Annotated in this window: 22 protein-coding genes and 1 other annotated feature; of the genes, 7 read left to right on the forward strand and 15 right to left on the reverse strand. The window is 45.2% G+C overall.

What is annotated here, in order from left to right:
* Window positions 1-11: 11 nt before the first annotated feature.
* Genes C5I45_RS13765 through C5I45_RS13775 form a run of 3 tightly spaced genes read right to left on the reverse strand, consistent with a single transcriptional unit; the run spans window position 12 to window position 1862 of the window.
* A complete protein-coding gene (locus tag C5I45_RS13765; protein ID WP_003155018.1) occupies window positions 12-812 on the reverse strand; it encodes an NAD kinase in 801 nt (266 codons plus the stop codon).
* Between the two features lie 21 nt (window positions 813-833).
* On the reverse strand, window positions 834-1469 hold the full coding sequence (yjbM, locus tag C5I45_RS13770) for a GTP diphosphokinase (protein WP_003155019.1): 636 nt from the start codon (window positions 1467-1469) through the stop codon (window positions 834-836).
* Between the two features lie 27 nt (window positions 1470-1496).
* On the reverse strand, window positions 1497-1862 hold the full coding sequence (locus C5I45_RS13775; protein WP_015388446.1) for a UPF0738 family protein: 366 nt from the start codon (window positions 1860-1862) through the stop codon (window positions 1497-1499).
* 124 nt (window positions 1863-1986) lie between these two features.
* On the opposite strand from C5I45_RS13775, the gene C5I45_RS13780 reads away from it, so the two are divergent.
* The 5 genes from C5I45_RS13780 to C5I45_RS19790 all read left to right on the forward strand — a co-directional run bounded on the left by C5I45_RS13780 (window position 1987) and on the right by C5I45_RS19790 (window position 5232).
* Complete coding sequence (locus C5I45_RS13780; RefSeq protein ID WP_015388447.1) at window positions 1987-2562, forward strand: CYTH domain-containing protein; 576 nt, start codon at window positions 1987-1989, stop codon at window positions 2560-2562.
* A 4-nt stretch (window positions 2563-2566) separates the two neighbouring features.
* Window positions 2567-3253, forward strand: coding sequence for a lytic transglycosylase domain-containing protein (locus C5I45_RS13785; protein ID WP_003155022.1), 687 nt, complete (start codon window positions 2567-2569; stop codon window positions 3251-3253).
* A 228-nt stretch (window positions 3254-3481) separates the two neighbouring features.
* Entirely contained in the window at window positions 3482-3880 is a 399-nt protein-coding gene (locus C5I45_RS13790; RefSeq protein WP_003155023.1) for a globin domain-containing protein, read from the forward strand.
* Window positions 3877-4779, forward strand: coding sequence for a protease adaptor protein SpxH (gene spxH, locus C5I45_RS13795; protein ID WP_003155024.1), 903 nt, complete (start codon window positions 3877-3879; stop codon window positions 4777-4779). Before C5I45_RS13790 ends, spxH begins: the two co-directional genes overlap by 4 nt.
* 285 nt (window positions 4780-5064) lie before the next feature.
* A complete protein-coding gene (locus tag C5I45_RS19790; protein WP_003155026.1) occupies window positions 5065-5232 on the forward strand; it encodes a hypothetical protein in 168 nt (55 codons plus the stop codon).
* A 37-nt stretch (window positions 5233-5269) separates the two neighbouring features.
* On the opposite strand, the gene pepF is transcribed toward C5I45_RS19790, so the two are convergent.
* The 3 genes from pepF to mecA all read right to left on the reverse strand — a co-directional run bounded on the left by pepF (window position 5270) and on the right by mecA (window position 9294).
* Window positions 5270-7099 (reverse strand): oligoendopeptidase F, encoded by a 1830-nt coding sequence (pepF, locus tag C5I45_RS13800; RefSeq protein WP_003155028.1) that lies wholly within the window; start codon window positions 7097-7099, stop codon window positions 5270-5272.
* A 227-nt stretch (window positions 7100-7326) separates the two neighbouring features.
* Window positions 7327-8487 (reverse strand): competence protein CoiA family protein, encoded by a 1161-nt coding sequence (locus C5I45_RS13805; RefSeq protein ID WP_044053100.1) that lies wholly within the window; start codon window positions 8485-8487, stop codon window positions 7327-7329.
* Between the two features lie 150 nt (window positions 8488-8637).
* Entirely contained in the window at window positions 8638-9294 is a 657-nt protein-coding gene (gene mecA, locus C5I45_RS13810; protein ID WP_003155032.1) for an adaptor protein MecA, read from the reverse strand.
* Between the two features lie 275 nt (window positions 9295-9569).
* Between mecA and C5I45_RS13815 the strand changes: the two genes are divergently transcribed.
* Window positions 9570-10226: a TerC family protein gene (locus tag C5I45_RS13815; protein ID WP_003155033.1), complete on the forward strand. Its 657-nt coding sequence runs from the start codon at window positions 9570-9572 to the stop codon at window positions 10224-10226.
* Window positions 10227-10283: 57 nt separating this feature from the next.
* Here the strand turns inward: C5I45_RS13815 and spx are convergent, their stop codons facing one another.
* From spx to C5I45_RS13855, 8 genes are all read right to left on the reverse strand, one after another.
* Entirely contained in the window at window positions 10284-10679 is a 396-nt protein-coding gene (spx, locus tag C5I45_RS13820; RefSeq protein ID WP_003155034.1) for a transcriptional regulator Spx, read from the reverse strand.
* A 178-nt stretch (window positions 10680-10857) separates the two neighbouring features.
* Window positions 10858-11436, reverse strand: a complete 579-nt coding sequence (locus C5I45_RS13825; protein ID WP_003155035.1) for a GNAT family N-acetyltransferase — start codon at window positions 11434-11436, stop codon at window positions 10858-10860.
* A gap of 117 nt (window positions 11437-11553) precedes the next feature.
* Entirely contained in the window at window positions 11554-12741 is a 1188-nt protein-coding gene (locus C5I45_RS13830; RefSeq protein WP_043866988.1) for a putative glycoside hydrolase, read from the reverse strand.
* Window positions 12742-12847: 106 nt separating this feature from the next.
* On the reverse strand, window positions 12848-13765 hold the full coding sequence (oppF, locus tag C5I45_RS13835) for an oligopeptide ABC transporter ATP-binding protein OppF (protein WP_003155037.1): 918 nt from the start codon (window positions 13763-13765) through the stop codon (window positions 12848-12850).
* On the reverse strand, window positions 13758-14834 hold the full coding sequence (locus C5I45_RS13840) for an ABC transporter ATP-binding protein (RefSeq protein WP_003155039.1): 1077 nt from the start codon (window positions 14832-14834) through the stop codon (window positions 13758-13760). Before C5I45_RS13840 ends, oppF begins: the two co-directional genes overlap by 8 nt.
* A gap of 12 nt (window positions 14835-14846) precedes the next feature.
* Entirely contained in the window at window positions 14847-15764 is a 918-nt protein-coding gene (oppC, locus tag C5I45_RS13845; protein WP_003155041.1) for an oligopeptide ABC transporter permease OppC, read from the reverse strand.
* A 3-nt stretch (window positions 15765-15767) separates the two neighbouring features.
* Window positions 15768-16703: an ABC transporter permease gene (locus C5I45_RS13850; protein ID WP_003155043.1), complete on the reverse strand. Its 936-nt coding sequence runs from the start codon at window positions 16701-16703 to the stop codon at window positions 15768-15770.
* A gap of 106 nt (window positions 16704-16809) precedes the next feature.
* The gene (locus C5I45_RS13855; RefSeq protein WP_014304786.1) at window positions 16810-18444 is read right to left on the reverse strand and encodes a peptide ABC transporter substrate-binding protein; all 1635 of its coding nucleotides are present in this window, start codon (window positions 18442-18444) and stop codon (window positions 16810-16812) included.
* A gap of 476 nt (window positions 18445-18920) precedes the next feature.
* Window positions 18921-19132 (forward strand) — a binding site (T-box leader).
* 55 nt (window positions 19133-19187) lie between these two features.
* Here C5I45_RS13855 and trpS point away from each other — a divergent pair.
* Complete coding sequence (gene trpS, locus C5I45_RS13860) at window positions 19188-20180, forward strand: tryptophan--tRNA ligase (RefSeq protein WP_014304785.1); 993 nt, start codon at window positions 19188-19190, stop codon at window positions 20178-20180.
* Between the two features lie 33 nt (window positions 20181-20213).
* Here the strand turns inward: trpS and C5I45_RS13865 are convergent, their stop codons facing one another.
* Window positions 20214-20966 (reverse strand): YjbA family protein, encoded by a 753-nt coding sequence (locus tag C5I45_RS13865; protein WP_014304784.1) that lies wholly within the window; start codon window positions 20964-20966, stop codon window positions 20214-20216.
* Between the last annotated feature and the right edge of the window lie 112 nt (window positions 20967-21078).

The raw sequence follows: 21078 nt of genomic DNA on the forward strand, positions 1-21078 counted from the left end.
GTTTCCTCTTTCTATTCGCCTTTTCCGATAAAGGAATCCTGCACCCTTTTCCAAAACGGAAAAGGGCGGAATCTTGCAAATCTGACTTTTTCATTTGCCACACGGCATAGAATGGACTTGACATCCTTATGCAGCAAGGTTAAATGATCAATTGTGACTTGAAAGTCGACGTCGTTTCTCGGTTTGATGACACAGTTATGATGATCGGGAAGCAAAAGCGGCGAGCCGACAGTCCTGAACACTCTGTTGTTGATAGATGCCATTTCGGCAAGCTGAATCGCCCTGATGGAAGGGTGGATGATTGCACCGCCTAACGCCTTATTATAAGCCGTGCTTCCGGAAGGCGTGGACAGACATAAACCGTCTCCCCTGAACGTTTCAAACAGCTGGCCTTTAATTTCCACGTCAGCGACGAGACTGCCTTCTATGCTTTTGATCGTACATTCGTTCAAAGCCAGATACCGCTCCTCACGCTCTTCATCATGATAAGTGACAATCACCTCAAGAAGGGGATACTCCACGGTATGATACGGCGTTTTGGCAATGGCCAGAACGAGCTTTTCTATCTCCTGCGGAACCCAATCGGCATAAAAACCCAAATGCCCCGTGTGAACTCCGACAAAAGCCGTTTTATCAAGACGGTCGCTGTACCTGTGAAATGCGTAAAGAAGCGTTCCGTCACCGCCGACGGAAATAACGATTTCCGGCTCTTTTTCATCCAAGGTCATATCAAAATCGAGTAAATACGCCTGTATTTTGCTTTTCAGTGTATCTGAAACCTCGTCTCCTTTTGAAGAAACGGCAAATTTCATGCCATTCCCCTCCTTTCCTTCCTACTGGCGGTCTCCCGCTTTTTTCTTTCGCGAGAACGCGGCTTGGGCTTCCTGGATTTCTCCGCGGATTTCTGACATTTCTTCATCGAGCCGGGATGCGGCTTCTGAGGCCCGCTGCAGCCTCAGCTTTACTTTTTCGGGAATGTTCCCGCTGTATTTGTAATTCAGTGAATGCTCAATGGTTGCCCAAAAGTTCATGGCAAGCGTCCGAATCTGTATCTCCACAAGAACGTGCTTTTCACCGGACGTTGTTTGTAAAGGATATAAAACGACAAGGTGGTAAGACCGATATCCGCTTTCCTTATGCTCTGCTATGTAATCCCGCTTATCGACAACGGTAAAATCTTTTCTGGCAAACAGCATATTTTTGACGATCTGGATATCATCGACAAATTGGCACATAATACGCAGCCCCGCGATATCCTGCATCGTTTCAATCTGATGAAGCGGTATGCTTTTTCGTCTCGCTTTTTCAAGTATGCTCGCCACCGGCTTCACGCGGCCTGTCACAAACTCAATCGGTGAGTGGTCATCTTCATACTCATAAAGGGTTCTGACGCCTTTCAGCTTCACCTTTAATTCTTCAACAGCCTGGCGGTATGGCGCTAGAAATTGCTCCCATTGTTTGTCATCCATCGTACATCCCCCAATTCCGAACCTGTTCTAAAGAAATACGCTTTTCACTTTTTCTTCCATATCTCCGTAGTTTGCATTATCTTTAATATTTTCAAGAAGATAATCGAGTTCTTCATGCAGCCCTGAAAGTTCAACCGTTTTTCCGCCGGCCTCAAGGACCGCCGGTTTTCCTTGGTCTAAGGCTTCTTTCAGATCCGGCCAGATATGTTCTTTTATAATGACATATTCAAAAGAGTCAGCTGATTCAAGTATGTATACAAAAGCAAAGTGATCGGAATCAACAAGCATTTGACCTGAGGCTTTGCGTTCCGCTCCGCTTAAGTCTTCTCCGCACTTCAAGCGGAGCGCGTCTTCTGTTAATGATGCATTCTGGATTTCAATTCTCTTTTGCATAATGTTCTCCTTTTTTAACAAAGTACAGCATTTATTTTATCATATCAAGGTCGATATTGATAAACGTAACCTCTAAAGAGATAATGGGAATTATACAATTTTTCGTCCTGAAAGGAAGACTGTCATGACCCAAGAAATAGAAATTGAATTCAAAAACCTGCTGACAAAATCAGAATTTCTGAAGCTGAGTGAAGCACTCTGCATGAAAGAATATGATTTTAAACAGCAGGTCAATCATTATTTCGACACGAAAGATTTTTCCCTGAAACAAAAAAAATCAGCACTCCGCATCCGAGAAAAAGACGGCTCGTTCGTTCTGACTTTAAAAGAACCTGCCGCGGTCGGTCTGCTGGAAACGCACCAACAGCTTGCGGCGGCACCGGATCTTGACGTCTTCAAGATTCCGGATGGCCCCGTCAAACGGCAGCTGGACGGTCTAGGTATCCGTTCAGAACACATTTGCTGCTTCGGAACACTGTCGACCGCACGCGCGGAAAAAGAATCAGAAAAAGGCTTAATCATTTTAGATCACAGCCGATATTTAGAGAAAGAAGACTTTGAATTGGAATTCGAGGCTGCTGACTGGGATGAAGGAAAACGGGCGTTTGAACAATTGCTCAAGCAATTCGGCATCCCAGAGCGGATCACGAAAAATAAAATCCAGCGTTTTTATGAACAGAAACAAAAAAAGGTGGAATGACACAGTGAATATAACGAATTGGGCGGCCCTCCTCCAGCTGCAGTCAATGGCGCTGCAATCAATCTCTCATACAAGCACGGATTCAGGCGGACAATCTTCAGAAAGCCCGCTTGCCAATTTCAGCGCGCTGCTCAGCCAGTATACGGACACAGCCGTCCGGCAGCAGCCGGAATCAGGGATTTTAAACGGTGTGCGGACCGCTCACGCTTCATATTCACCGAGAATTCCGGTTTCATCCGGTTCCGCGGCAGCTTCACAGACCGTTTCCCCGAGCATAAAGTCTCCGAATGCGGCTTCTGACATCAGCACCGGAAACTTTTCAATAGACAGCGCCATTCAGAAAGCAGCCGAAAAATACGGAGTGGACGAAAAACTGATCCGCGCGGTTATTAAACAGGAATCAGGCTTTAATCCGAAAGCGGTCAGCGGTGCGGGGGCAATGGGGCTGATGCAGCTCATGCCTTCTACGGCAGAATCACTCGGGGTGTCAAACCCGCTTGATCCCGTCCAGAACGCTGAGGGCGGCACAAAGTACTTAAAGCAGATGCTCACGAAATACGACGGAAATGTATCTCTCGCGTTAGCCGCCTACAACGCAGGCCCCGGCAACGTAGATCGGTACGGAGGCATTCCGCCGTTTAAGGAAACACAGCAATATGTCAAAAACATAACCCGGCAGTATTACGCGTAAACCAGAGAGGCTTCCTTCGCCCTCTGGTTTTTTTGCGGAGTGAAATCTTACACATGAATGAAGGCGATGTGATATGATATGAAATACAAGCGCCTGACAGAAAGGCACTTTGTTTGTAGAAATAAAATGTTATTGCTAAAATATACAGTAACTGAAGATAGTAAAACTGAAAGATAAATTCGCAATGGGAATTATGATTCCTATTAGCCATATAAAGGAGTAGTCAACATGGGACAATCGTTTAACGCACCATATGAAGCGATTGGAGAGGAACTTCTATCGCAACTTGTTGATACTTTTTATGAGCGTGTCTCGTCTCATCCCTTGCTGAAGCCGATATTTCCAAGTGATTTGACTGAAACGGCCAGAAAACAAAAGCAATTTTTAACCCAGTATTTGGGCGGACCTCCTCTTTATACTGAAGAGCACGGACATCCCATGCTCAGGGCAAGGCATCTCCCCTTTCCGATTACGGACGAGAGGGCTGATGCGTGGCTAAGCTGTATGAGCAAAGCGATGGATCAGGTCGGGCTGGAGGGCGATATTCGTGAATTTCTGTACGGGCGTCTGGAACTGACGGCCAGGCATATGGTAAACCAGTCAGAAGCGGAGGATCGATCATATTGACGAATTATCAGCATGAGCAATACTTCGCCCATTGCCACGGACATCCAAAAAAACCGCTCGAAATTTACATGTTTGTCGACCCTTTATGTCCTGAATGCTGGTCGCTGGAGCCCGCCATAAAAAAATTAAAAATCAAATACGGACGTTTTTTCACCCTGCGGATCATTGTTTCCGCGAGCATTACATCGCTGAATAAGCAAAAGCGGAAAAAACACCTTCTTGCCGAAGCTTGGGAAAAAATTGCGAACCGTTCCGGGATGCCCTGTGACGGAAGCCTTTGGCTTGAGCAGGATCAGCCTCTTTCATCGCCCTACCTTGCCGCACTCGCTTTAAAAGCGGCCGAACTGCAGGGAAGAAAAGCGGGCATTCTGTTTCTCCGCAGCATGCAGGAAAGCCTGTTTGTCTCCAAGCAGAATATTACGGATGAAGACGTTCTTTTAGAAATTGCTGAAAAGACAAAATTGGATGTTGAAGAATTCAAGCGCGACCTCCATTCGCAAAGCGCGGTAAAAGCGCTTCAGTGCGATATGAAAATCGCGGCGGAAATGGACGTCACCGTCAACCCGACATTGACGTTCTTTAACAGCCTGCATGATGATGAAGGGCTGAAGGTTCCCGGCAACTATTCTTATGACGTATACGAAGAGATCTTATTCGAAATGCTCGGGGATGAACCGAAGCCTTCTGAAACGCCGCCTTTGGAATGTTTCATTGAATATTTCCGGTTTGTCGCATCGAAAGAAATCGCACTCGTTTATGATTTGAGTCTAGAAGAAGTTGAAAAAGAAATGAAAAAACTGGCATTCGCCAAAAAGGTCGCCAGAGTGGAAGCAAAGCACGGTCTGTTTTGGAAATCTCTGGCCGGCACCCAGGAGGATGTCACCTGTTGTGACCATTAAAAAAAGCTGATTCCTTACGGAGCCGGCTTTTTTTGTGCAAATAAAGAAACCGCGCCGGGATAAGCGCGGTTTCATATGTCTTAACGACAACAAAGGGGATGGGAGAAATTTTTCACGGTCAAACAAAGGGGTAATGTTTGTTTGTGATCAATTTCACATCCTTATCATATCAAATCTTGTCGAGTTTTGACAAGCCATAAGATTAATGTTCATATTTTTGTCACAAAACATAACTGACTGCTTGTTTTCATAGAATATATCAATCATAAACAAGGAGGGAAATCAATGCTCCGCACCGTATTGATCATCGGAATGATTGTGTTTTTCTTCTTTTTAAACCTGCTGGCCATGATGCACATGCTGCCGATTTACATTACATCTCCACTGCTGTTTCTGTCCATATTGTTTGCCCTGTACCGGCTGAATCACCGAAAAACGTTTAAGGGGTTTTAGAAAAAGCCTGCGCATTTAATGCACAGGCTTTTTTGAATTACGAAGGGTTCACTTTCGAAAGAAGCTCTTCCATTTCATTCAGTTTCTCTTCAAACATTTTGCAGGCCGCCTCGATCGGTTCAGGCGATGTCATATCGACCCCCGCTTTTTTCAGTATGTCGATCGGATATTCCGAGCTTCCCGCTTTTAAGAATTCGGTATAGCGCTCCACCGCAGGCTTGCCTTCTTTTAAGATCTGGCTGCTCAGCGCTTGGGCCGCACTGTAGCCCGTCGCATATTGATACACATAATAATTGTAATAGAAATGCGGAATTCTTGACCATTCCAGACTGATTTCTTTATCAATCACCATGTTGTCACCGAAATACTTTTTATTCAGATCATAATAAAGTTCGTTCAGCAGTTCAGGCGTTAGCGGCTCGCCTTCCTGCGCTTTCGTATGAATCAGATGCTCAAATTCAGCGAACATCGTCTGTCTGAACACTGTGCCTCTGAATCCTTCAAGCATGTGGTTGAGCAGGTAAAGGCGCTGTTTTTCATCCTTTAAGCTGTTCAGCATATATTCACCGAGCAGCGCTTCATTAGTCGTTGAAGCGACTTCAGCGACAAAAATGCTGTAGTTACCGTACGGATACGGCTGATATTTTCTCGTATAGTAGCTGTGCACGGAATGGCCGAACTCGTGAACGAGCGTAAACAGATTATTGACATTATCATGCCAGTTCATTAAGATGTACGGATTCGTGCCGTATGTACCGGACGAATAAGCACCGCTGCGTTTTCCTTTGTTTTCGTATACATCGACCCAGCGGTTTTCAAGTCCTTCTTTTAAAATAGACGCGTATTCCTCGCCCAGCGGAGCAAGTCCTTTGAGCATATAATCTTTCGCTTCCTCATATGTGACCTTCATTCCCGAATCTTTTACAAGCGGTGTGTACAGGTCATAAATATGGACTTCATCAAGGCCGAGCACCTTTTTCCGCAGGTCAATGTAACGGTGTAATAACGGAAGATGTTTATTGATCGTTTTGATAAGGTTATCGTAAACCTCTTCAGGAATGCTGTTATTGGATAAAGCCGCTTCCCGTGCTGATTTATACTTTTTCACACGGGCGTAAAAATTATCTTTTTTCACAGTGCCGCTGAGTGTAGTCGCCATCGTGTTTTTATACTGTCCGTATGTTTTATATACGGCTTCAAATGCGTTTTTGCGGACTTCACGATTGCTGCTTTCCAGGAAATTAATAAAGTTGCCGTGTGTGATTTGAGTTTCCTTGCCGTTTTCATCTTTAATCGACGGAAACGTAATATCGGCGTTATTTAAAACACTGAATGTATTGGAAGGCGAAGACAGCGCTTCAGAGGCTTCCGCAAGCAGGGCCTCTTCTTGTTCGCTCAGCACGTGCGGACGCTGTTTTGTAATTTCTTCAATTGCATGGGAGTAAAGCTTAAGCTCCTCTTTTTCCAGAATAAACTGGTGCAGCTTGTCCTCCTGAATCGCCAGAATTTCCGGTTCAATGTAAGCAGTCGCGCTGGCAGCCTGAGAATACAGGCTTGCGGCTTTGTCGTTCAGCCCTTGGTAGAAAGAATTTCCCGTATCCTGGTCTGAGCGCATATGCGCGTATGCATAAAGTTTCCCAAGGCGGTTCGTCACTTCATCCTGTGCCGTAAGCGCCGCGTATAAATTATCAGCCGAATGAGCAAGCGTGCCTTTAAATGAAGATAAATTCGGAATTAATTCTTTAACTGCTTGAAATTCTTTATTCCAGGCCTCATCACTAGGAAAAATATCCTCTAGTCTCCATGTATGCTCTGCCTTTACTTCACTTCTGTCAGGCAGCTGTGCTGCTTTATTTTCCTCAGTCATGGTGATCCCCCTCGTTTTCTTTACTTCAAGCCAATTGAAAAAACGATTGTTTCTCCAAAAACTTGTGTTGTGATTATCTTCCGGCTTTTCACTGCCTTTTGTCAAATCATATGCGGCATATAAGACCGAGCATACCAATAATACAGTGAAAAAACGAAAACAAAATGCTTGTACGCCCCTCACATTCGCCACCACCTTGACGTTAGGGTGAACGAAATGAAGCATTCTCATTCCCCAAAAAAGAGCAGGTCCCGCCGGCGCAGCTCTTCTGCCGTTTGAGGGCGCTTCTGTTGGGATGAGGGCATATATACTTCATTCTCAATTTCCCTTAAAAAATCCTGCAAGCATAAGAAATCAGCATATTGTTTTACCGCCATTCCGATAAGGCTGTCTTGTGAACCATACCGCATCCGGATCTCCTTATGCCTGATTTTTTGCCGTAAATCATGAACCATGCCGGATAATCGGATCGGCGCGCCTTTTTTAGAAAGTTCCGCAAGCCGCAAGTATAAATGGCCCTGCCACACAAAAACGGGACTTGCAAACACAAAGCCTGCTGAAACGGGAATAAACACTTCAGAGGGGAGAAATGGAAATGCAACCTGATGTCTTTCGTAAAAAAGACGCCGGATAAGACCGGCATCTTCAGATAAAAACCGCCCGTCTTTGTTGCGGAAGCCGGCAACGGCACGCCCCCACGAGGAAAGTCTGACGCTGTGCCGCCCTTCCGGATGACAAATGTCTTTCAGGTTTGCTTTGTGAAGAGGGATTGCGGTTAAGCCGGCATAAGAATAGCCGGTGTAAAACGGAGTGATGGAATGCAGCCTGTAAAAGGAGCGGGCGTCGGGGCAGTAAAACATTAAGGAGGAAAATGAATTGACTTCAAAGAACTGCCAGTGAAAAGCAGAAAGCCGGAAAAATTGCGCGGCCATCCGTTTTAACCGTTTTGCCCCAATGATCCAGACCGGCCGGTACCCGGCGTTTTTCAGGCCTGCCGTCCGGCTCTTTAAAGAGTCCGCCGAAAGGTTCGCACATTGAAATTCAAAAGCCAGCCTTTCTTCTCCGCTTTCTGCCGTCAAGTCAGGCCGCTGTCCAGCGGAAGTCAGATACGGTTCCAGGCTGACACTGCACCCTTGTGTCTTCAGCCAGAGAAAAAGCTGTCTTTTTCCTTCCAGATGGTATTCGCTTTCAGGTTCGGATTCCCCGGGACACAGCCTGCTTTTTTTATGAGCGAAGTGCGGCAGTTTTTCGCGTCCCAGTTTGATATCAAGCTCACTTTTGCAAACGGGGCAGAACCAGCGTTTCTTTCTCAGCTCCGCCGCTTTTTCCTTTGAATAGCTTCCGGCCAGCTGAATGAGCCGTCCGCCGGCAGTCACTGCACTGAACATGTTGCATCTTCTCCTTTCCTGAATCTTGTTGTATTCAGCAGAAAGAAGGCATAATCCTGTTTGCGGATGAGAGCCGTTATACGGTTTTCAGCCGTTCATCCTGTCATTCAGAACAAAAAAAACCGATTTCTGCTGAGAGAAATCGGTTTGTTATGATGCAAAGTGTTTTTTTATTGTATATAACGCATGATCAGCGATCACCAATTTGCCGTATTCTTCAAGACGGTGAATGCTGACTGATGATTCGTGCGCGTACTCCAACAGGATGCTTAGCTGATTTTCAACCTCTTCATCAGTTTGCTCATAAAAATCTGCATATAAATAATATCGGTCTTCAAACGAATACAGGGTCGTTTTGATTCCGTTAAGATTCAATTTTGATAGCGAGATGAGATCCTCAAAATCATCGAACCGCAAAGTGAACTGAAGCTTTTGCTCCTTATCTTCCCGGCTCTCGGCCTGCTCTTCTTTCTGGAAATCATCAAGTAAAGCATCGAGATTTTCATCTGCCGGCTCTTGTTTTTTATCTTCCGGGATCGGCAGTTCGAGTTTTTGTCCGTCCTTGGAAAGCTGGGCTTTTGTTACGATTATTTCCAGTCCTTTGTCCAATGCCTGAACCTGAATCCAAAGAGGACCCTCGACAGCGAATTCCTCTTCATCATGCACTTCATCCATGACTTCCCAGAACAGTTCTTCACTGCGCTCGCGATTGTACCAGATTTCTTCTCTGTCAAAACCGCGATCTTCAATATCACCATAAGACATATAAAATTTTACAGTATGCTCATTAATTCTTTCTATTTCCATTTTGCCAACCTTCCCTTCTTTATAAGATGTTGAAGGGACATCTAAGCTCCCGATGAATAGTACTTTACTACACTTTACCCATTCCGTCCACATCTTAACCTTATAGAAGACAGCGCAAATTCTTTATATTTCTATTTTATGATAAAACAGTTATAAAAGAAATAAAAAAGCATTTTCACACCGAAAAACAGGCTTTCTCCCGGTTCCCATCATAAATAGCGCATTGCTTCATATATTAGCTGTACAAGCAATCGATCTATAAGCGAGGTGTTACCATGCCGCACGATTATCTGCTGTCCCTTCTGCTTATTATCGGGATTGACCTTATTCTCGGCGGTGACAATGCCGTCGTCATCGCGATGGCCAGCCGGAATCTGGCCCATAAACAAAGACAGCAAGCGATCATCTTCGGAACATTTATCGCAGTCGTCTTGAGAATCGTTCTGACGAGCGCTGCGGTCTATTTATTGAATGTTCCTTTTTTACAATGCGCAGGCGGGGTATTTTTATTGTATCTCGGCTATCAGCTTCTGATTGAGAAGAAAGATGCGCAGCATGTGAAAAGCAGTTCTTCTCTTTGGAAAGCCATCCGCACAATCGTTCTGGCTGATATCTTTATGTCGCTTGACAATGTCATCGCAGTAGCCGGCGCTTCTCACGGTGAGCTGACACTAGTAGTGATCGGTCTCTTCATCTCGGTGCCGATTATTATTTGGGGCAGCAAGCTCGTTCATGCCGCCATGGAAAAAATGCCTTTATTGATGTATGCCGGGAGCGGTCTTCTCGCATTTACCGGCGGTGAAATGATTGCCGGAGACAGCAAGCTGTCATTTTTCATGGCAGAACACGGCATGATACAGATGATGCTGCCGATTTTGACCGTCGTTTTTGTGATCCTCGCCAGTATGATTTACCAGCAGACTGAAAAATAACAAAAAGCCCAAACCGCGATGGTTTTGGGCTTTTTCCATGCTTATCGTAAGCTTATATCAGTTGGCAAGACGCTGTGCTTCTCTTAATTGGAAAGAACGCACTTTTCTTGGCAGGAATCGTCTGATTTCATCTTCGTTATAGCCGACTTGCAGACGTTTTTCATCAATGATGATCGGACGGCGGAGCAGTCCCGGATGCTCATTGATCAAAGTATATAAGTCTTGAAGCGGCATAGATTCAACATTTACGTTCAGTTTCTGGAATACTTTAGAACGGGTAGAGATAATTTCATCCGTACCGTCTTCAGTCATACGCAGAATCTGCTTGATCTCATCAATTGATAACGGCTCGGAGAAAATGTTTCTTTCTACAAACGGAATCTCGTGCTCTTCAAGCCAAGCTCTTGCTTTTCTGCATGACGTACAGCTAGGTGATGTGTATAATGTAACCATTAATCTTCACTCCTCTAATTAGTAGGATGAACATGTTTGTATTCTCAAATTGAAATGACTTTAAAAAAGGAATCTTTATAGGTATTATACTATAAAAAAGTAAGTGTGAACAGTCTCCTGAGAAAAAAATGTGTCAATCCGGCAAATTTACGGCTGGAGGATTTTTCTCCATTCTCAATTAGCTCAGCTGATCGAAAATGTTTTTTTGTTTTTTCTCATCAATGACTTTGAGAACTTCATCCGTTTTTTCGTATGATTCTCCGTACCATTTTTCATCTTTATAAGTGTGAATGTTTTCATATGTCTGTTTCATCGCTTCAAATATTTCTTCTTCTGATTCCGTCTTAGGTGACCAGTACAGAATCTCCATTTTGTTCACTTCATTCGTAGCCAATGACCGGCGCCGATACCCGATTGACTGCGCGTGCTTGAAATGCTCTCTTTGATAAAAACGCAAGCGTTTCTGTGTATCCGTGTCATCCTCGTCAACAGGCTCCACCTCAAGCAGAATCGGCTTGTTCTTCTTTTTCAGTCTGCCGATCAGCTTGCTTCCGAGGCCTTGTCCTCTGGATTTCTTTGACACAAACAGGTAATCAATAAAGATGAAAGAGTCAAATTCCGCATACATCAGCACGTGGTACTGCCCCTCTTCTTTATGATAAACATCGCTTTGCTCCTTTAACAGAGCTTCCATATGCGCTTTTGATTTCATTTCTTCAATCGGAAAATATTCACTCAGCTTTTCGTACCAGTTCATTCATTTGCTCCTTATGGGTTCGTTGTCTTCACACTTTTAGATATACCCCATTTCCGATTGTTTAAACAATCTTACATCTATTAAGACGTGTGATCCTTTAACATGGTTTCAATTTTTTTAAAATGGTGTGTAATCGACGTTTTTGGTATAACGGTTTGCCGCGTCCCACAATAAAAATTCGTCAATACCTTCATCATGCAGCGCTTTAACCTGGTCTTCCACCTGGCGTTTCCCGTACTTTTGATAATTTCCGCTGCCGAGATATGATGCCGTGAAGTCCTGAAGCCACGGACGCGATACAGGCGGGTGTTTCAGCTTGGACAGCTTTTTATTTTCCACCTTCGCGTATTCTTTGACGACATTGTAGGGCTCAAGATCCGGTTTATCAATGCCGAAATAGCTTGTCCAATGGCTCGGATAAATCATGGATGAAATGACATCGACCTGGTCTGAAATTTTGCTGAAATTCTGGCCGATACCAGGCGCTTCCGGCAGCGTGGCTGAATAGCCGAAAATATCAACCGACACATCCGCGCCGTACGGCTTGAGTTTTTTCTTCGCATAACCGACAAAATCGGTGACGGCGTGAACGCGTTTTTGCACATTGCTGTCTGCTGTTTTTCCGTAATCGCCGTGTCCGTATGTCAGTTCGTCATCACGTTTTTCAAACCCTTCAGGAAAACGGACATAATCAAACTGAATTTCTTGAAAACCCATCTTTACAGCTTGTTTTGCAATCTTTACATTGTAATCCCATACTTCTTTCATAAACGGATTGACGAACGATTCGCCGCGGCCGTTTTTCCAGACACTTCCGTTTTTTTCTTTAAAGGACCACTCGGGCTTTTTGTTCGCGAGTTCGCTGTCTTTAAATACGACAATACGCGCGATCGGATAGATCTTTTTTTCCTCCAGCTTTTTCATCATCTTTTTTGGGTCTTTGATGTACGGCTTGGCGATTTTTGCATACTCAGAATGGCCGTCCGGCTTAAAGGTGAGGTTCCCGTTGTCGTCCTTGACATCAATGACCATTGTATTGAGTTCCGTTTTGTCCACAAAGTCTGTCAGCTCCCCGAATTTGCTTCCTCCCGCTGAATGCCCTGTGACGTAAATGCCCCGCACCTTATCAGGATGTGAAAAATGCAACCCTGACGGATAAGCGAACCGTGCATTTGATTTCGGCAGTTCTTTTTCAGCCAGTGCTACTTTTACAAGCGGCTGCTCCTCTTTCACAGCGGCATGGGCCGGATAAGCGGCTGCACTGATAAACAGTCCCGCACAAATGGCGCAAAAAATGGTTTTCATACTGATCTCCCCCTTTTTTTCCATTATAGAAAAACGGGAGCAGGCTTAATAAACTTGAATGTGCGCAAAAAAATCCTCCAAGACTGAGTCTTGGAGGATGATACGTTTATAGATAGGTTTTAAATTCAGCTTCTGTGCACATGACAAAATGTCCCGGTTTCACTTCTCTGAATTCCATTTTTTCTCCTTCTTGGAGCTGATGAACTGCCGGATCGTATTTCTTTCGCGTGCGATTTCTTTCATAGTCCGGATCAGGAAGCGGGATAGCGGACAGCAATGATTTCGTATATGGGTGAAGCGGGTTTTCGTAAAGCTCATCCGCCGGCGCAAGCTCCACCAATTTTCCGAAATACATGACGCCGATGCGGTCGCTGATGTATTTGACCATTGATAAATCATGGGCGATAAACAGGTAAGTGAGCCCTTTTTCTTTCTGCAATTCTTTCATTAAATTGACGACTTGCGCCTGAATGGAGACATCAAGCGCCGAAATCGGTTCGTCCGCGATGATAAACTCCGGATCAACCGCCAGCGCTCTGGCGATTCCGATACGCTGGCGCTGTCCGCCTGAAAATTCATGCGGGTAGCGGTTGGCGTGCTCTTTATTTAAACCGACCGTTTCCAGCAGTTCGTGAACCCGCTGCATCCGCTCTTTTTTCGTTTTTGCCAGGCGGTGAATATCTATTCCCTCGGCAATAATGTCGGCGACTGTCATTCTCGGATTTAAAGATGCGTACGGATCCTGGAAAATCATCTGCATTTTCCGGTTAAACTCCAGCAGCTTCTTGCGGGATTTTTTCCCGTGGACATTTTCCCCGTTAAAGAGAACTTCCCCGCCGGTTGCCTCATACAGCCGGATAATACTGCGGCCCGTCGTTGATTTACCGCAGCCCGATTCTCCGACAAGGCCGAGCGTTTCGCCTTTATAAATATCAAATGACAAATCATCTACGGCTTTTACCGTTCCTTTCTGCGTGAAAAAATGCTGTTTTAAGTGTTTGATTTCGAGAAGTTTCTCAGTCATTTTTTTCACCTTCCTTCATTAAAACAGGATGCTGATACGTATTCGGAAGCTGACGGATTTTAGCCTTCACCGCTTCAGGCGGCTCGACCTTAGGCGCATCAGGATGCAGAAGCCACGATTTCACAAAATGCGTATCAGACACTTTATACATCGGCGGTTCCTGTTCAAAGTCAATTTTCATCGCATATGAGCTGCGGAGCGCAAATGCATCCCCTTTCGGAGGATTCGTCAGATCAGGCGGCGTGCCCGGGATGGCCGTCAGTTTTTCCTGATCGGTGCTGTCCAGACTCGGCATTGAGGCAAGCAGCCCCCACGTATACGGATGGCGCGGATCATAAAAGATTTCATCCACCGTGCCCGATTCGACGACCTGACCCGCGTACATGACGGCGACCCGGTCGGCGACATTGGCGACAACGCCGAGATCATGCGTGATAAAAATGATAGACGTATCAATTTTCTTTTGCAGATCTTTCATCAGCTCAAGGATCTGTGCCTGAATCGTCACATCAAGCGCTGTTGTCGGTTCATCGGCAATTAACAGTTTCGGATTTGCCGCAAGCGCCATCGCGATGACGACACGCTGTCTCATCCCGCCTGAAAATTCATGGGGGAATTGGCCGATCCGTTTTTCGGGCATCGGTATTCCGACGAGATCAAGCAGCTCTATGGCGCGCTTTTTCGCCGCTTCACTTGAGATTTTTTCATGTTTGAAAAGCACTTCCGTAATTTGCTTGCCGACTCTCATCGTCGGGTTCAGAGAGGTCATCGGATCTTGGAAAATCATTCCGATGTCCTTTCCTCTGATGGCCTGCATTTCTTTTTCGGACATCGGCACGATATCGCGTCCGTCAAAAAGAATCTGTCCTCTTTTAAAGTAGCCCGGCGGCATCGGAATCAGCTTCATAATCGCTTGGGAGGTCACACTTTTTCCGGAACCCGACTCCCCCACGATCGCCAGCGTCTCTCCTTTATTCAAATGGAAATTCACGCCGCGGATTGCCTGTACCTCTCCGCCGTATGTTTTAAATGAAATGGCTAAGTCTTTTACTTCTAGCAAACGTGTCACTCATATCACTCCTTATTTGCGTAACTTAGGATCCAGCGCGTCTCTTAACCCGTCGCCGACAACGTTAAAGCCGAACATCGCCAGGCAGATAAAGCCGGCAGGGAAGAACAGACGCCAAGGGTAATAGGTTAATGCAGGCAATCCGTCTGAGGCCATCGTTCCCCAGCTCGCAAGCGGCGCAGGTACGCCGAGGCCCAAATAACTTAAAAACGCTTCTGTAAAAATCGCCGTCGGAACCGTCAGTGTCATCGTTACGAGTATAGAGCCCATCGCGTTCGGGACGATATGCTTAAACAAAAGCCGGCCGGTTTTGGCACCGAGTGTCTGTGAAGCAAGCACATACTCCTGATTCTTTAATTGCAGCACCTGTCCGCGGACGATCCTCGCCATATTGATCCAGCCCGTGATCGTCATGGCGACGATAATGGTGAGCAATCCTTTCGGCAGGACAACCATCAGCAAAATAACCATTAATAATGAAGGAACAGCCCACAGAATGTCGGCGATGCGCATCATCACTTCATCTGTGCGTCCGCCGCGGAATCCGGAAATGCTGCCCCAGATTACGCCGATCAATAAATCAAGCACGGCAGCTGCGACACCGATAAAGATGGAAATCCGCGCGCCCACCCATGTCCGGACGAATATATCCCTTCCAAGGTCATCCGTGCCGAACCAATGATCTTTCGACGGCGCTTTATCCGCATTTAATAGATTGGTGGTGGCATAATCATATCTTGAAAAGATAGGCGCAAAAATCGCCATCAGAATAATAAGAACGATCAGTACGAACCCGACCATCGCAAGCTTATTGCTGCGGAAGCGGAGCATGGCGTCTTTCCAGAGGGAAAGGCTTTTTTTATTTATTTTTTCGGCATCGCCGGCATTAGCTGAAGCTGGTTCAAACATATTTTTAGGAATGTTCTGCATGGTCTAGGCTCCTTTCTTTGCTTTGGAAAGCTTGATTCTCGGATCGATTAATCCGTACAGCACATCTACAATTAATACGCATAGAAGCAGGAGCACGCTGAAGAACACGGTAACTCCCATAATGACCGTATAATCACGGTTTGTAATGCTGTTTACAAAATGCGCGCCTAAACCGGGAATTCCGAAAATGGATTCAATGATGAAACTTCCCGTTAAAATGGATGCCGCCATCGGCCCCATATATGTCACGACCGGCAAAAGCGCGTTTCGCAGCGCATGGCGCACGGTGACTGACGGACGGGAAAGTCCTTTAGCTTTTGCAGTCCGTATGTAATCGCTGTTTAACACTTCAATCATGCTTGAACGGGAGAGTCTGGCAATGAACGCCATCGGCATGGAAGCGAGCGCAATGGAGGGCAGAAAGGTGTATGCCCAGGATTCCCACCCTGCGACCGGGAACAGTTCTAATTTAATTGAGAAAATATATTGCAAAATCGTCGCCAATATAAAGCTCGGAACTGAGATCCCAAAGATCGTTAAAATCGCAATGGTATAATCCTGCCATTTATTATGGTACAGGGCAGCAAGCACCCCGAAAAGCACACCGAACGCTAAAGCGAGGAGAATAGCTTCTGCACCGAGAGTGAATGAGACGGGGAAGCCTGAATTGATTAAATCATTAACACTTTGGCCTTTATATTTAAAAGAAGGCCCGAAGTCCCACATCGCCACAGATTTTAAGTAGCTGACATATTGAACGAAAAGAGGCTTGTCCAAACCATAGTGTTCGTTTAAGTTTGCCTCAATTTCAGGCGGCAGCTTTCTTTCGCCGGAAAATGGTCCGCCCGGCGCTGCCTGCATTAAGAAGAACGTGGCGGTCACAATCACAAACAATGTGATGATCATGTAAATGAATCGTTTACCGATATATTTCAGCAAGGTGAACACCTCCATGTTTTTTACAATTTTATACGTAATCAGTAAGAAAGGTATATGGGGACATCCTCCCCATATACCTTGGGTCTTTTGTTTTCAGAACCGGCTTTTATTCAAAAGAAGCGTTTCTGAAGTAAACTTCGCCTGTTCCTGTCAAGATCACATTTTTGAGGTTTTTATCCTGCACCCAAGGATCCGTATAGAAATAAACTGGCGCGACCGGCATTGCGTCGATAAAGATCTTTTCTGCTTTTTTCAGCTCTTCGATACGTTTATCCGGATCCGTTTCAAGCTGAGATTGGTTCAGCAGCTTTTTAAACTCAGGATCTTCCCACCCGGTATCATTGTTTCCGCCTTCTTTATCACGGAACAATTCAAGGAAGTTGATCGGATCGTTGAAATCGCCGAGCCAGCCCATACGCCCGATTTGGTAGTTTTGGCTGTGCAGCTTGTCGATGTAAACATTCCATTCGGAGTTATCAAGTTCAACTTTGACGCCCAAGTTCTTTTTCCACATTTCCTGTACGGCCTGCGCGATTTTCGCATGCGCGTCATCCGTATTGTAGGACAGCTTGATCGCCGGAAGGTCAGAGGCACTCTTGACGCCTAATTCCTTCAGTCCTTTATTTAAGAATTCTTTAGCTGATTTGACGTCATTGTCTTTGAAGTAACCTTTTGTGTTATCCTTGAATCCCTTCATTGACGGCGGCACCGCAGCCATGGCCGGGATTTGTTCGCCCTGCGTTACATTTTTCACGATGGACGAGCGGTCGATCGCATAAGCAAGGGCTTTACGGATGTTAACATTGTTCAGCGGTTTCGCTTCTGTGTTGAATTTGTACCAATACACGCCTGCGATCGGTTCAACGTGAAGAGATCCGTCTTTTTTCAATGTCGGCAGAGATTCAGTCGGAAGCTGGCCGAGCGGCATTCCTGCCCAGTCAAGCTCACCGGCCTGGAATTTTTTCAGTTCGGTGTTGTTATTGTTAATCATCACCATGTTGATTTTCTTCAATTTCACAGCGTCTTTATCCCAATATTGATCGTTCTTTTCGAGCGTGATGGAACCGCTGTGTTTCCAGGCCGTCATTTTGAACGGGCCGTTTGACACATAATTTTCGCCCGCGTTTGTGTTCCAGTTTTTATGTTTTTCGGCGATTTTCTTGTTGATCGGCATATACGTATAGAATGAAGTTAATTGCGTGAAATAAGGTGTCGGGTTATTCAGTTCAACCTTTAATGTTTTGTCATTTACGGCTTTTACGCCTACATCATCAATCTTGCCTTTTCCTGTATTGGCAGCTTCAGCGCCTTTGATGTAGTAGAGCTGATAAGCGTATTGTGATTCGTTGTTCGGGTCAAGCACCCATTTCCATGCATATTCAAAATCCTGCGCCGTCACAGGGTCGCCGTTAGACCATTTCGCACCTTCACGAATCGTAAATGTATAGGTCTTTCCGTCTTTGCTTGTTTCAATTTTAGATGCCATTCCTTCTTCAGGCTCACCTTTGGAGTTTACGCGTGTCAATCCTTCAAAAGTCTGTCGGATTACGCCTCCTGAAACGGAATCATTCGCTAAACCCGGATGCAATGAGAACGGCTCGGTTTTAATATTGATATTAAGTGAAGTCTGTCCTTTGGTGTCTTTTTTACCGCCGCCTGATCCGCCGCTGAATCCGCCGCACGCACTTAATACAAGCGAGAAGATAAGCATCAAACCTACAATAGACCAACGCTTTTTCATGCACTAACCCCCTAATCAAATTTTTCAGCCTTTACTACTAAATACTCAGAAATATCAGACAAAATAACTTAATATTTTTCTAAACTTTAATTGTGTTCCGTCTTTTCTGATTATTTTATGTAAAGAAGCTGTAACAATAGAGTGAACAAGTTCATTATAATGAAATGAATAATTTATTGCAATACTATTTTCTCAATTTAAAATATTTAAATTTGGTCAGTTTTTCTGTCAAAAAGGTGATACACTTCTATAGTTTAAAGCATGACCTAACTAAATTTTTTTAATGTAATTTCCAGTTCATATTGCTTTTTACATATAATATTCGTTATACGAAATGTTGATATACGTTATCATTTAAGCATTTTCAGTTCTTTTTGAGGATTTCCACCCCTAAAGCAAACTGGAAATAAGCTTGTATTCCTCTGATGACATTTGGCTATAATTGATTTATAATAGATCAATCAAATACATTTGTTGTGATTGCGATGATGAAGAGTAGTACACATTTTCATCCGTTTGAAGAGAGTCTGCGGTGCTGGGAGCAGGTAACGGGCGATGTGGAATGGACTTCTGAGCAGCTGACCGAACGTTAGTAGGCCCAGCCGGAGCAGCCTCCGTTACCAACGTCTCGAGCGATTCCATTGTAATGGAATAATCAGGGTGGCACCACGGTTCATTCGTCCCTTTTTTCTACGGGAAGAATGGGCTTTTTTTATTATGTTTTAAGAAATGAGGTAAGAACTATGAAGAAAACGATTTTTTCAGGCATTCAGCCGAGCGGTTCCGTTACCCTCGGCAACTACATCGGCGCAATGAAGCAATTTGTTGATTTGCAGCATGACTACAACGGCTACTTCTGTATTGTCGATCAGCATGCGATTACGGTTCCGCAGGATCGGCTTGAGCTGCGGAAGAACATCCGCAATCTCGCGGCTCTTTATCTGGCCGTCGGACTTGATCCCGAGAAAGCGACCCTCTTTATCCAGTCGGAGGTTCCCGCTCATGCCCAGGCGGGGTGGATGCTCCAATGCGTCGCATATATCGGCGAGCTTGAGCGGATGACGCAATTTAAGGATAAGTCAAAGGGCAAAGAAGCCGTCGTGTCCGGACTGTTAACCTATCCGCCGCTGATGGCCGGCGATATTTTACTGTACGGAACGGATCTTGTTCCGGTCGGAGAAGACCAAAAACAGCATCTTGAACTGACCCGCAACCTGGCGGAACGCTTTAATAAAAAATACAATGACATCTTCACGATTCCTGAGGTGAAAATTCCTGAATCAGGCGCGCGCATCATGTCACTGGCTGATCCGCTCAAAAAAATGAGCAAATCAGATCCGAACCAAAAGGCATTCATCACGCTGCTTGATGAGCCGAAGCAGCTCGAGAAGAAAATCAAGAGCGCCGTGACTGATTCTGAAGGCATTGTAAAGTATGATAAAGAAAACAAACCGGGCGTTTCTAATCTTTTGACGATTTATTCTATTTTAGGAAACACATCAATTGAAGAATTAGAAGCTAAATATGAAGGCAAAGGGTACGGTGAATTCAAAAGCGATTTAGCCGAAGTCGTTATCGGCGCATTGACACCGATCCAAGAGCGCTACCGTGAATTAATTGAGAGCGACGAGCTTGACCGCATTCTCGACGAAGGGGCGGCGCGCGCAAACAAAACGGCCGGCAAAATGGTGAAGAAAATGGAAAACGCCATGGGTCTCGGACGGAAAAGAAGATAAAAAAAAGAGGCGGGAGAATCCCCGCCTCTTTTTTTAGTTCACTTTTGATTCCTGTTCCATTTCCCAAAGCTTTTCGAAAAACGGCTGCCCTTTAATCAAATTTTCACAGAACGCAAGATGTTTATCCGACCAGCCTTCAATTGTTTCATTGTAAAGCATGTCCCAGATCTCTTCAAAACTCATCCGTTTGATCTGCTCATACATATGCGGATTCCATTCCGTGTACCAATACACAATTTCCGCACGGTTTTTCAGCCCTTTCAGCTGGTCGAGCGCCATAAACATCAGCTGCTTGATCTGCCGCTCTTTTCTCGTCAGACCTCTGACATGCTCCGGCGCCAATGACAAAATGTGATATTCCTTTGAAGACTCCAATTGCGACGGCTCAAATTGAAACGATTCCGGTTCTACATCCTTTACCATTTCATAAACAAGCTGCTCCTGTCTCGGAATCAGGCGGCTCTTTCTGACCGGAATGGTATACCCGATCGTATCCACGGCAATGATGCCGATCCCGTCTGTCACGACAAAACAGTACTCCAGCTTTGTCCGCTCATGATTTTTTCGCACGTATGACTTCTGGTGGACTTGGTCAAGCAGCTCTTTCGGAAGCTCTGATAAGTCGTTTTCTATGTAATGAAATAATACCGACGGCACTCTGAGCAGCGGCGTCTGATCCAAAAGCTCAACCGTGTCTTCCTTCCGCCATTCGTGAAAATGGCATACATTGTAGCCGTTTTCTTCCCCTTCAAACCAATTGACCCATACATCATGAAGAAATAACATATTCGACCCCTCACTTTATAAAAACTGTTGTCCACAGTATAGGCAAGGGATAGATAAATTATTCCATTTCAATATGAGATTTCCGTTTTACGGAGCTGGATTTCCGAATGCA

Source organism: Bacillus sp. ZY-1-1 (assembly GCF_003047165.1).
Classification (GTDB): domain Bacteria; phylum Bacillota; class Bacilli; order Bacillales; family Bacillaceae; genus Bacillus; species Bacillus velezensis.